Raw genomic sequence first — 12,562 nt, 5'->3', positions numbered from 1 at the left:
ATTTCAACGAAGGAGGGTCGCATGCGACATGCGCATATCCATGTAACGGGCATTGTGCAGGGTGTCGGCATGCGACCGTTTGTGTATCGCGAGGCCATGGCGCACGGCATTTGCGGCTGGGTGCTTAACGCGGGCGACGGCGTGCATATCGAGGCGCACGCTCCTGGCGAAGCACTCGACGAATTTGTCGACGCGCTTTCCGAGCATGCGCCTGCGGCGTCTCGCGTGGAGCATGTCGAGGTTGTGGACCTAGCACCCGGCAACTGGGACGCCGCTAATGAGCGGGACTTTCGCATTGTGGCGTCGCAGGATCAAACCGCCCACACGACGCTCATCTCGCCCGACATCGCTACGTGCGATGACTGCCTGCGCGAGCTATTCGACCCCGCCGACCGACGCTTTCACTACCCCTTTATCAACTGCACCAACTGTGGACCACGCTTTACCATCATCCGCTCGCTGCCCTATGACCGAGCGGCCACCTCGATGGATCGCTTTCCCATGTGCCCCACCTGCGCCTCAGAGTATGCCGACCCGCTCGATCGGCGGTTTCACGCGCAGCCCGATGCCTGCTTTGATTGCGGACCGCATATTACGTGGCGCGAGGCCAGCGATGCCATCATCGAACGCTGCGTCGAGCTGCTGGCAGGCGGCGGCATCGTCGCCGTCAAGGGTCTCGGTGGGTTTCACCTAGCCTGCGACGCCGCCAACGAACAGGCAGTGTGCGAGTTGCGCCGTCGCAAGCGTCGCAGCAACAAGCCGCTTGCCGTTATGGTGCGCAGTCTTGCCGACGCCGAGTGCCTATGTCACGTCGATGGCGTTGAGCGCAACCTGCTGGCCGGCAGTGTTCGTCCCATTGTGCTGCTGCGTCGCCGCGCAGCCGGCAACGACGTCCACAGCTCCCCCAACGCCCTCGAACTCGCGCCATCCGTCGCGCACGACTTGCCCGAGCTTGGCGTCATGCTCCCCTACACCCCGCTTCAACATTTGCTGCTCGCCGCAGCCGCGGCGCACGGCATGAGCGCACTCGTCATGACCAGCGGAAACCTGAGCGAAGAGCCCATCGAGACCGACGATGCCCTTGCATGGGAGCACCTTGTTGCCGCCGGCATCGCCGATGCGCTGCTCGGTAACGACCGCGCGATTCTGTCGCGCTACGACGACTCCGTGGTACGCGTAGTCGACGGGGTCGTCATGCCCGTGCGCCGCGCACGCGGATATGCGCCGCAGCCGCTGTCGTTGCCGGCGCTCGACAACGCCACGCCCTGTGTGCTCGCCTGCGGGCCGCAGCAAAAAGCCACGATCGCACTCACGCGCGAGGACGCCGACGGCCATGCGGCCTGTTTTGTGTCGCAGCATATAGGCGATGTCGAAAACGGCGCGACTTTCGATGCTTGGAGCGCCGCACGCACGCGTCTGGAAAGCCTCTTTGACCTGGCGCCTGCCGCCTTGGCATGCGACATGCATCCCAGTTATCTGTCGAGCCAATGGGCGCGCGAGCAGGCACGGGAGCACAATCTGCCGCTTATCGAAGTCCAGCACCATCATGCGCACATCGCGAGCGTCATGGCAGAGGCGATTGCCGCAGGCCGGCTTGCGCCCGATGCACGCGTCCTCGGCATCGCCTTCGACGGCACGGGTGCCGGCACCGACGGCACCATATGGGGCGGTGAGTTTCTTGTCGCCCATCTCGCCGATTTTGAGCGCGTCGCGCATCTGCGCACCTGGGCGCTTCCCGGTGGCGCCGCATCCGTACACGATGCCCGCCGCAACGCCTTTGCCCTGCTCAGCGAGCTCGACCTGCTCGAGCACCCGGGAGCCGTGGGGCTCTTGAACAGCCTTGACGAGCAAACGCGCAGCATAACGGCAACGATGATCGAGCGCGGCATCAACAGTCCGCGCACCAGCAGTATGGGTCGCCTGTTTGATGCCGCAGCCGCGATTTTGGGCATTTGCGGCCAGGCAACCTACGAGGGCGAACCCGCCATCGAGCTCGAAGCCGCCGCTTGGCGTGCACTGGACGGCAAAATCGCCCGTTTTCCCGACGACAACGTCGGCTATTCCACATCTGGCCCATCGTGGTTGGACGGCCCCGATGTGCTGGACCAGAAAGCACTCTTTGAGGCACTTTTGGAGAGAATTGAAGCCGGAGCGCCCGCCGACAGGCTCGCACTCGACTTCCATGTCGCCGTCGCGCGCTCCTCGGCGCGCATCGCCACCGAAATCTGCGCGCGCGAGGGCATTGGCACCGTCGCGCTCTCGGGCGGCGTGTTCATGAACCGACTTCTGCTCCAGCTCCTCACCCGCGAGCTCAAATACGCGGGCCTTGCTGTCTTGGTCCCCCACACCGCACCCGTCAATGACGGCTGCATCGCCTACGGTCAGGCGGCGGTCGCAAGCGCTCGTCTTGCGCAGATTGCATCGCAGTAGCTCGCCCTCACACGCCGCTGTGCCCAGCCGTCTCACAGGCGTAACGCGTTTGCCCGCAAACCCCGCGAGCGCTACCATCAACTGATGGATTATTGAGCGCCTATCCAGCGCAAAGCGTCTAAAAGGGGAACAATATGTGCCTTGCCGTTCCCGGTAAAGTAGTCAAACGCGACGACGACCTCAAGGCCACCGTCGACATGATGGGCATCGAGCGCCCCGTGTCGCTACGACTCGTGCCGACGGCGCAGGTTGGCGACTATATTCTCGTACACGCCGGCTTTGGCATCCAGATCGTCGACGAGCAGGAAGCGCAGGAGACGCTCGACCTGGTCAACACCATGACCGAACTGGCAGAAGAAGACCAACTGGCCAGCAACCCGGCCGAGGCATACTAGTGGCGGCCGGACAGCCGGCGCGCTCCGGTATCGACTTTTCGGCATTTCGCGATTCCAAGCTGGCCCGCGAGCTCATCGAACGCATCCATGAACTCGTCGGCGACCGCATCATCAACCTTATGGAAGTCTGCGGCACGCACACCGTGAGCATCGGTCGCTATGGCTTTCGCTCCATTATGCCGGCCGGGCTCAAGCTGCTGAGCGGCCCGGGCTGCCCCGTTTGCGTTACCGCCAACCGCGACATCGACCACGCGATCGCGCTCGCCAACATAGACGGCGCCATCATCACCACCTTTGGCGACATGATGCGCGTGCCCGGATCGTCCACCTCGCTCGCCGCGCAAAAGGCGGCAGGGCGCGACATCCGCATCGTCTATTCCCCGCTCGACGCGCTCGACATTGCCGAGCAAAACCCCGATCGTCCGGTCATTTTTATGGGCGTGGGCTTTGAGACTACGACGCCCACCATCGCCGCCGCCATCTTGGAGGCCGAGGCACGCGGGCTTTTGAACTTCTCGGTCTATTGCGCCCACAAGACCACGCCGTCGGCGTTGCGCGCCATCGCCAACGATCCCGAGACCGCCATCGACGGCTTCATCCTGCCGGGCCACGTCGCCACCATCACGGGCTTGGCGCCCTTTAGCTTTTTGGTCGACGAGTTCAATACCCCGGGCGTGGTCACGGGATTTGAACCGGTCGATATCCTGCAGGGCATCTGCATGCTGGTCCAGATGGTTGTCGAGGACAGGCCCGCAATCGACAACGCCTACCGTCGCGGCGTCAATGCCGACGGCAATCCCGTGGCGCGCCAGCTGGTCGAGCAGGTGTTTGAGCCGTGCGACACTACATGGCGCGGGCTGGGGCCGATTGCCAACTCGGGCCTTTCCATCCGCCCCGAGTTCTCGCGCTTTGATGCCCGTACCCGCTTTGACGTGCCCGTCGAGGAGACGGTCGAGCCGCGTGGGTGCCGCTGCGGCGACGTGCTGCGCGGGGCCATTACGCCGAGCAGCTGCCCGCTCTTTGGCCGCACCTGCACGCCCGAGCACCCCGTCGGCCCGTGCATGGTGAGCTCCGAGGGCAGCTGCGCGGCGTACTACCGTTATCGCGACTAGCCCGGACGCACCCGCACGCCGGCACCACCCACGATTGGAGTTTTGGATATGTCCCATAGCACCACCGATAGCACCGTCCTGTTGGGCCACGGCTCTGGCGGTCAGATGATGAAACGCATCATCGATGAGGTCTTTTTGGATGCCTTTGGGTCGCCCGAGCTGCTCGCGGGCAACGACGCCGGCGTCGCCGCGCTGCCCGCGAGCGGGCGCATCGCCATGTCGACCGACAGCTTTGTAGTCTCGCCGCAGTTCTTCCCCGGTGGCAACATCGGCCGCCTTGCCGTGTGCGGAACCGTCAACGACGTCGCGACCTCGGGCGCCAACGTGCGCTACCTGTCGTGCGGATTTATCCTCGAAGAGGGCTATCCCATGGATAAGCTCCGCCAGATTGTGCAGACGATGGCCGAAACGGCGCGCGAAGCGGGCGTGTCCATAATCACGGGCGACACCAAGGTGGTCGAGCGCGGCGGGGCCGACGGCGTCTACATCAATACCACCGGCGTGGGCGAGGTTCCCGCGGGCGTGGCGCTCAGCGGTGCCAACTGCCAGCCCGGCGATGTCATTCTGGTATCGGGTACGCTGGGCGACCACGGCATCGCCATCATGAGCCAACGCGAGGGCCTGGCGTTTTCGAGCACGATAGAAAGCGACGCTGCACCGCTCAACCACCTGATTGCCGACGTTTTGGCCGCAGCGCCCGGCACGCATTGCTTTCGCGACCCCACGCGCGGTGGCCTGGCGTCCACACTCAACGAGTTTGCCCAGGCCAGCGGTGTTGCCATGGAGGTCGACGAGGATGCCGTGCCCGTGCGTCCCGACGTGCAGGCCGCCTGCGAGATGCTCGGCTACGATGTGCTGCAGGTGGCAAACGAGGGCAAGATGGTTGCCGTCGTGCCGGCCGAGCAAGCCGATGCCGCGTTGAGCGCCATGCGCGCCGCCCGCTACGGCGAGAATGCCGCCATCATCGGTCGCGTGCTGCCACTTGCCGAGGGCTCCCGTCCCGCCGTGCGCGTGCGCACCGGCTGGGGCTCGACCCGTATCCTCGACATGCTCGTGGGAGAGCAGCTGCCGAGAATTTGCTAGCGGCTGCTCTGCAAGCTGCCCAGCATCCGGCCACAATCGGCCCGCCCATTTTCACTGGGACGTTGGCCCACTCAAACTGCGGGGAGATGGAAGAGCCCTCCTGCCGAGCTGATCGGCAGGAGGGCCCTTCGCTTTGCAAAACCATACTCCTTGCAGTATTTACCTGTCAGGCAGACGCTCGCTACGCCGCGCGACGCTTGGTGTAGAAAAACCAGCCGCCGACGGCCGCGATACCGACGATGCCCACGGCAACACCGGCGATGGCAAAGCCGTTCGAGCCCGCGTCCGCAGCCTTGTTGGCGGCGCCGGCGCTCAACGTGGCGGTCTTGCCGGACGTGCCCGACTTTTTGCCGCTCTTGTCTGTCTTGCCGGCGACGGAAGACTCCGTCGAATCCTTCTTGCCGGATTCGGCCTCGGCCTTGGAATCGCCAGCTGCCTTGGCGCCCTCGCTCGAGGAAGCACCGGCCATCTTGGCGGCCACAGGAGCCATTACGCCCGCAAAACCGGCGGTCCCGTTGCCGGCACCGCCGTCCGACCCGGCACCCGGCGTCAGGACGCCCGGCGCCACCGTGGGCTTCTGCGGGTCCTTGCTGCTCGAGCCCTTGCCCGCCGTCACGGCCGTCTTCCAGGCAATCGTCTCTCCCGAGGAGACACGATACGTCGTGAGCGCGCGGAGCGCCTGCTCGGTCGCCATGGCGTTGGCCGCGCCGCCCTTGCTGTGCGCATAGCCGTTGCCGCCGTCCACGCGGTACAGGTCCAGCGCGCAGACCACGTTGGTCACGGCATTTGCAAACCCGTTAACGGGGTTGGCCGGGTCACGGTCGAGCGAAAGCAGCGCGAGGATCACCTGGGCATTGGCCTCGGCAGAACCGAAATCACAGGTGCCCGCGCTCATCTTGCCCTTGAGGTAGGAGAGGCCGTTCTCGATGGCAGCATCGACCTTGGTGTCGCCCTCATAGGGCGCCACGGCCTGGATCGCCATGGCCGTCAGGTCCACGTCGCCCAGACGCGCACCCTCCACGGCGTCGTCGCTGCCGAGAAGCTCGCAGACGGCGTCCGCGAGGCTCGCGCGCGTCCAGGCAGAACCGGCGGGTACATCCGAGCCGCTCGCATTAAGCGCCATCAGCGCAAAGATCTTCTCGTTGGCGCGCGTCATATCGGTGCGGCTGCAGATGAGCTCGACCAGGTTGACGCCGTCATAGTCGGTGATGTCCTCGCCGATGGCGGAGAGGGCCAGCGCCACACGCTCGGTCTCAGTCAGAGCGCAGGTCGCACTCCCCCACTCGGCCTTGTGCTTGGCCAGCGAGGCGCGGTAGTTGTCGAGCAGCTTGGAATCGATCTTGCGGCCCGCCTTGGCAAAGTCGTAGATCTCCCACTCGTCGCCGTACTGGAAGGCGTCGGAGCTGCGGCGCACGTCGATGAACGCAGCGGCAGCATCGATGCCCGCCGAGGCGGACTCACTCGTGGCGGGGCTCGCGGCCACACCGGCCACGGTGATGGTAAGCGTCACGGGCTCGGCACCGGCGGTCGTGTCCACCGGCGTACCCGTCGCGACCACCGTGCCGGCCGAAAGCGCAGTCACCGTGTAGTCACTCGAGGCCGCGTACAGGCCGTCATCGGGAGCGCCGTCGACGTGCTTCCAGGCGCCCTTCTCGATGCGGTCGATGCCCACGATACCCGAGGCGTCCTTGCCGTCGAGCGTCTTGAACGTCCAGGTGAGGCCGGGCTCGGTCACGCTCCAGCCGTCCGCGTCGTTTTTACCGGTAAAGCTCAGGTCGAGCTTTTGCGCCGAGCCGGCCTTGAGGTAGAGGCTGTCCGTGCCGGCCGTCACGCTCGCAAGCGGATTTTGGTAAGCATAAGTCACGTCGCACGACGCGCTGATGACCTTGCCATCGGCGTCCGTGTCGGGCAGCGTCGCGGTAAACGTGGTGGTGCCAGCCTTGTACGCCGTGTAGCCGATCTCGCCCGCGGTGGCGTAGGCCGCCACGGCAGGATTGCTGCTCGTCACGGTAAAGTTGCCGCGGTTGGTGGCGTTGTCGGGCGCCACCACCGGGCGTGCGTGATCGGTCAAAAACGCGCCGCGCTCGGAGAGCGGGTTGCGGCCCTGCAGGTAGACGGTGGCGCCGTCCTCGTTATAGCCCATCGAGATGGACGTGGCGGCCACGGCTTCTGACGTCAGCGTCACGCTCTTGGAGCCAGCGCCCGCAGATGCGACGTCGCGCGGGGTAACGGTGATCGTGGCACTGCCGGCATGCTTGAAGTAAAAGCAGGCCGAGTAGTCGTTGCTGTAGATGGTCGTAGGATCGCTCGAGGCAAAGTGGAAGCGGCTGAACGAAACGGGCACGTACTCGTCCTTATCGGCGTCGACGTAATGCACGCGCACCTCGAGGTTGCGCACCTCGGAGCCCTGGACGGTAGCCGCACCATCGGTCACGTCGCTCACGGTGCCGTCGGAGGCACGATACCACAGCTCAAAGTCATCGAACTGTTTGGCCTTGGCCTTGATCTTTATGGTGGCCACGGTCTGCTCGGAACCATTGGCCTTATGCTCGGTGGCGGTCACCGTGCCGGTGGCGTTGTCGTAGATGTAGAGCTCGCCCGTGGACTCGTTGATACCGATGTTTCCGCGGTTGGCATCGTCGGTGCCCCAGGTGACGGTGCTCGTGGCCGGCACGCCCTTAAGCGCAAAGACGCCAAGTTTGCGGTAGGCGTTCACAGCGTCGGGCGAAACCTCGAGCATATGGTCGGCAACCGCCTGGCTGGTGCCGTCGTTGGCCGTGAAGCTCACGGTGTAGGTGTCGTCGGGCGTGGTATCCTCGGGCGCCTGGTAGCTGTTGCCCGAGCCAAAGACCGGCGTGCCATTTTTATCGATACCCCAGCTGCTGCCGTTGGCGCCGCAGTTAGCGTTGACGAGGTCGGCGAAGGCGTCGGTGGCCATGTCGGCCGGGTCGACGGCATAGGAGTTGATGAGCGCCGAGGCGGGGGCGTCCATCTTGTTGGTGAGGAATGCGCCCCAGTAGGTGTTGACGAGCTGGCCCGCGTTGTAGGTCGCGAACAGCGCGCCCGCCGTGCCCTCGGAGGTCGACACGCAGTTGGACACGATGCCGCCGTCGAACGTGCGCGCAAAGCCCGCAACGCCCTTGCCGGTCACGCTCGTGGAGCAGTTGAGCACGGCGCCCTGCACACTGTTGCCCAGGGGGCCGAACGCCTTGCCGTCCGTCGCTTGCTTCAGTTTGCCGGCAAACGAGATGTTCTGCACCACGCCCGTGGAGGCAACGCCGCCCATGAGCGACTTCACGCCACCGCCGTTGGCGAAGGTGATGGTGTGGCCCTGGCCGTCGAGTGTGCCCGCAAGTATGCCCATGGGAGCAAAGAAGTACTCGTCATCGATGGTAATGTCGTTGTCGAGAACGTAATAGGCGTCGGCGTCGGCGGGTTTGAACTTGTTTTCGAGGTCGCTCTGCGAGCTCAGGTGCACTACGTTCTGCGGCTGAGCCACGGGCTCGGTGGGCTTGGGCTTCTCGAGCGCGGCAATGGCATCGGTGAGCGTCTTGGTTGCGGCGTTGACCTCGGCCTGCTTGGCGTCATCGTTGGCGTAGACGTCTTGAGCGCTCACAAGGGCCTCAGCGAGCTTCGACCAGCTCTCGGCCGTGTAGTCGTTCTCGATCTTGGCGTTGGCATCGTCAATCGCAGCCTTGAGGGCATCCTTGTTCACGACGACCGCAGCGCCGCCCGAGATCAGCACAGGCAAACCGCCCTGCGCAGACCAGGTAAAGCCGGTGGCAGGGGCATCGGTGTTGAGCTTATCGACCGAGGCCTGGGTCTTGAGGTCGTCGACAGAGATTTTGCTGCCAAAGGAAGAATCGACCTTGTAGCCGCACGCCTGATCGCCCGCAGTGAACAGATTGTTGGTCACGGTGCCAGACTGATACCAGGCAACGAGGCCGTAACCGCCAAAGGACATGCCGCTGAGGCTGCCGGCGTAATACGAGTTGAGCACCGAACCGCCATCGAGCTTGCCTACAAGACCGGCAGCGTCAGCGAAAGTCCAATTGTCGTCAGAGGGGCTTGCCGTCGACCAGCACATTTGCACGGTACCCGAGCATGTGGTGGCGATAGGACCGTCGGTGCCAGAAATCGTCATCGAACCCGTCACGCCCAGATTCTGTACCGTACCAGCCACGCTCTTCGCCAGCGCCTTGCCGTTGAGCACGATGCTGTGGCCCTGGCCATCGAGCGTACCGGCCACGGTCTCGATCTGTTGGCCAGCCTCAAGGCTGATATTCGCCGTGAGCTTCACGACAGCCCCGGCCTCGATGGTGGTGGGCAGCTCATCGGCAAAAGAGACCATCACGGTCTCGCCGGCCTTGGCGACGCGCGCGCCGCGTGCCTGCTGAGCATCGGCATCCTCGTCGTCGATGTCCGCCGCGGCAGCAAGGCTCTCATCGGCAGACGGAGCGGCCTCGGAGCTCGCCTCGTCCGCCGATGCCTCGGCGCCTTCAGCACCCGTCTGCTCGTCCGCAGTGAAACTCGACTCGTCGGCATTCTCGGCAGTATCCGCCTGCTGCGAGGCCTGGGCCTGCGCCTGCACAGCGATCTCTGCCACGCCCTCGGCAAATGCCGACGTACCCGGCATCGACCAGACGAGCAGCGCCGAGAAAGCAGCGGCTCCCAGGCGCTTGAGCATAATGTTGTTTCGCGTCACCCGTTCTCCTTCTTTCGCGAACCTGCAATAGAGCCATGGCGAAGAAGGCGGGACAGGCGATACCCCGGCAGCACAAAGGCGCACGTCAGCCACCCTATCGGCAGCAAAACGCACGCTCAGCAGCACCCCTTGTAGACCGGAATCCAGCGGCAAACAGAGAGGTCCTCGGTTTCGAGAAGAGCGCGGGCAGGTAATCTGACTCGCGGGCGCGCCCGCATACAGTAACCGCCTTGCTCGGGATTCTCACCCGATTCCCCTTTATGCGCTCGCGCGCACCCGTGCTCCGGCTTCTATTTTTAATCGGAGGAAGTGTACGTTACCGCAGGTAAATCGGTCAATGCGCTACACAAAAAACCGCCATACCCGAGCCATATGGCTCCCGGATGACCACCTATAGGCAACCCATATCGCCACTAGGCCGCTAACGAACCAAGCCCGCCCGCAAGATTGAGCGGGCCGAATGTCCCCCGTGGGGCTGAAGGGGCCAAATGTACCTGTTAGAAGCCATTTAAGCGTTTTAACAGGGACTTTTGGCCCCCTCAGTCCCACGGGGGCTTTTTGGCCCGCTCATTTTGCTTTAGCTCAAGCAAACGGTCCCGCACGATTACTCGTACGGGACCGTTTTTAGTTAGGGCTGTCGTCTATGACCCGCTCCGGTTAATTCACACGCTTGCGGATAAGCACGGCCCCCATAACGGCCAGAACTCCAGCCACCGTCAGAAGCGCCACGGTCACCACAGACGAATCACCGGTCTTGGCAAGCCTTCCCTTGGTCGCCTTCTTGGCGGTATCGGTCTTGACGTCCGTCTTCACATCCGTCTTCTGACCGGGCTTCTGCCCAGGCTCCTCCTGCGCAGCCTGCGTCACGGTCACCGTCGCTTCATCGGACGTGGAAACCAGCCCGGCAGCACTCGTCACCTCAACGCGATACACCTTTGAACCGACCTCGGTCGTCGCGGCGACGTACTCAGCCGCCGTCGCCCCGTCGATGGCAGAGAAGTTACCGTCCTCGCCCTTGACGAACCACTGGTAGGTAAGTTGGGCATCCGAGCCATCCACGCTGTCATCAACCGTCGCGGCAACGCTCAGCTTGGCCTCAGCGCCCTGAGTACACGTTACCGACTGCGGCTGAGCCGTGATGCTGGGAGCAACAAAAGCGGACGCGTACATAATCGGGGTCCGGGAGGTTCCATTCTCGGCGTCATAGTCGCTCGGCATAAACGCACTCGAGGTATCTCCCGCATTCACATAGGCGCGCATCTCATCGAGAAGCTTGGCCGCCTTGTTGTAGACCTGTTCGCTCACTGCGGCAAACGCCTTGTTGGCAAGGTCCGTGCGCTGATCGGCAGGGGTCGCCTGCATCAACCCGTCAACAACGTCCTGCTGGGCGATAACCTGCTTCTGAAGGACATCGAGGTAGGCGCGCACGTTCTCACCCATCGAGGCACGGTTGTTGTAGGCGAGCGTGTTGATGTCCATGAAGACGTAGTCGAGGTTCTTGCCGTCCTTTTCGACCAAAGCCTGCGCAACGTCGTCCTTGCGTCCTGTATAAGTGCCGTCCACCGTGTTCCACGCCGGGAAGTAGTCAGCCGGAACTTCCGTCAACAGCGCAGAGTAGCTGGGCAGGTACACGCTGAACTCGCAACGCGAAAGCGCTTCCCACTGAATCGTGGCGATATCACTGGAAAGGCCGGACCGAATCTGGAAGATATTACCCTCGGTCGTCCTGTTGTTGCCGATGGCATACAGGGCACTGTTGAGATTGGCGTTGAGGCTGTCATCCTGCTCACCGCGGGCAGCGAGGGAACGCAACGCCGTGAACGTATCGGATTTGATGCCCGGCGTAAACGTCAGCTGCGGGTCGATGAGCGAGGTGACGCGACCCTGTTCATCAACGGTATAGTCCGTCTGAGGCGCAAGGGCAGCACCGAAGTAAGCACGTCCCTGGGCCAGGCGCGTATTCTGCGACGAGCCCGAATTCTCCTTGCCATACGTCTTGAAGATGTTCGGCGTGCCGTCGTCATAGGTTACGAGAACGCCGTTGGACTCGGGCAGCGTCACGACATCGGCCGAGTGCAGGCACTGACTCGCATCGTCAAGATCGACCTTATACTGCAGGCCGCCGATGTTGGGATTAACGGACGCCATGTCGTCGCCCATCTTGACGGCAATCCACTGATGGCCCGAAAGCTGAGCGAAAATCCAGGTCTCGGTATTGTCGGCAATGACGATCTGGTTGCAGTCCTGAGAGCCATACTGATCGATGATGGCGCCGAGCTTCTCCACGCCATCGCGCGCCGTGGACGAAACGCTCAACAGGTAGTCGGCCAGGTTATACTCGCCGATGCCCGTGTCGACACGAGGGTCGATAGCATCGATTCCGTCGTTGTAATCCGTTGTGAGCGTCGCGGAAACGGAGACGCCGCGCTCGTTGGTGCCGGCCTCGGAATACACGCGGGACGCTGCCTCGTCGTCCTGGGCATCCCACTCATCGGGATTGTCACGAACATAGGTGTAACGATACGAGCGACCCTGATAGGTGTACTCAAAGCCGGTCCCCGGCACAGAATCGTTCTCGAAAGAACGGAAGACAGGGTTGTCGATCGGCTGCTGCACGCCAAAGGTCTTGCAGTAGCGAGGTGAATAGTCCTCGGCGCGGCCGACATAGGTATCGCCCGTCGTTGTCTGGTTCTTACCGATGTAAACCTGCGTGCAGGCGAGCGCGGGCGCGGGCATGGCAAGCACAAGCGCCGCGACTATGCCCATTACAGTCTGAAATAGGCTATCGATAAAATTCGATGGCGAGCATTCGGCGCATTGCCTACGATACGGGCAAG

At 63.4% G+C, this 12,562-nt stretch carries 6 protein-coding genes and 1 riboswitch; of the genes, 4 read left to right on the top strand and 2 right to left on the bottom strand.

Annotation, left to right across the window (positions count from 1 at the left end; all coding sequences use genetic code 11):
* Positions 1 to 21 precede the first annotated feature (21 nt).
* The 4 genes from hypF to hypE all read left to right on the top strand — a co-directional run bounded on the left by hypF (position 22) and on the right by hypE (position 5,020).
* Entirely contained in the window at positions 22 to 2,430 is a 2,409-nt protein-coding gene (gene hypF / locus AB5Z20_RS03930) for a carbamoyltransferase HypF (RefSeq protein WP_368156336.1), read from the top strand.
* Between the two features lie 134 nt (positions 2,431 to 2,564).
* A complete protein-coding gene (locus tag AB5Z20_RS03925; RefSeq protein ID WP_195920097.1) occupies positions 2,565 to 2,825 on the top strand; it encodes a HypC/HybG/HupF family hydrogenase formation chaperone in 261 nt (86 codons plus the stop codon).
* Entirely contained in the window at positions 2,825 to 3,937 is a 1,113-nt protein-coding gene (gene hypD, locus AB5Z20_RS03920) for a hydrogenase formation protein HypD (protein ID WP_368156335.1), read from the top strand. Before AB5Z20_RS03925 ends, hypD begins: the two co-directional genes overlap by 1 nt.
* A 48-nt stretch (positions 3,938 to 3,985) precedes the next feature.
* Entirely contained in the window at positions 3,986 to 5,020 is a 1,035-nt protein-coding gene (hypE, locus tag AB5Z20_RS03915) for a hydrogenase expression/formation protein HypE (protein ID WP_368156333.1), read from the top strand.
* 181 nt (positions 5,021 to 5,201) lie between these two features.
* On the opposite strand, the gene AB5Z20_RS03910 is transcribed toward hypE, so the two are convergent.
* The gene (locus tag AB5Z20_RS03910; protein ID WP_368156332.1) at positions 5,202 to 9,725 is read right to left on the bottom strand and encodes an FIVAR domain-containing protein; all 4,524 of its coding nucleotides are present in this window, start codon (positions 9,723 to 9,725) and stop codon (positions 5,202 to 5,204) included.
* A gap of 168 nt (positions 9,726 to 9,893) precedes the next feature.
* A riboswitch (cobalamin riboswitch) is annotated at positions 9,894 to 10,020 on the bottom strand.
* 362 nt (positions 10,021 to 10,382) lie between these two features.
* Positions 10,383 to 12,562, bottom strand: a 2,180-nt coding sequence (locus AB5Z20_RS03905) for a C69 family dipeptidase (protein ID WP_368156331.1), incomplete at its 5' end; no start/stop codon positions are given.

The organism is Collinsella aerofaciens, assembly GCF_040910245.1.
GTDB lineage: Bacteria > Actinomycetota > Coriobacteriia > Coriobacteriales > Coriobacteriaceae > Collinsella.
This window is presented reverse-complemented; position numbering and strand designations above follow the sequence as displayed.

Bases quoted from the DNA above. Each gene is read 5' to 3' on its own strand.
- hypF (WP_368156336.1), top strand. From the start codon at position 22: ATGCGACATGCGCATATCCATGTAACGGGCATTGTGCAGGGTGTCGGC.
- AB5Z20_RS03925 (WP_195920097.1), top strand. From the start codon at position 2,565: ATGTGCCTTGCCGTTCCCGGTAAAGTAGTCAAACGCGACGACGACCTC.
- hypE (WP_368156333.1), top strand. From the start codon at position 3,986: ATGTCCCATAGCACCACCGATAGCACCGTCCTGTTGGGCCACGGCTCT.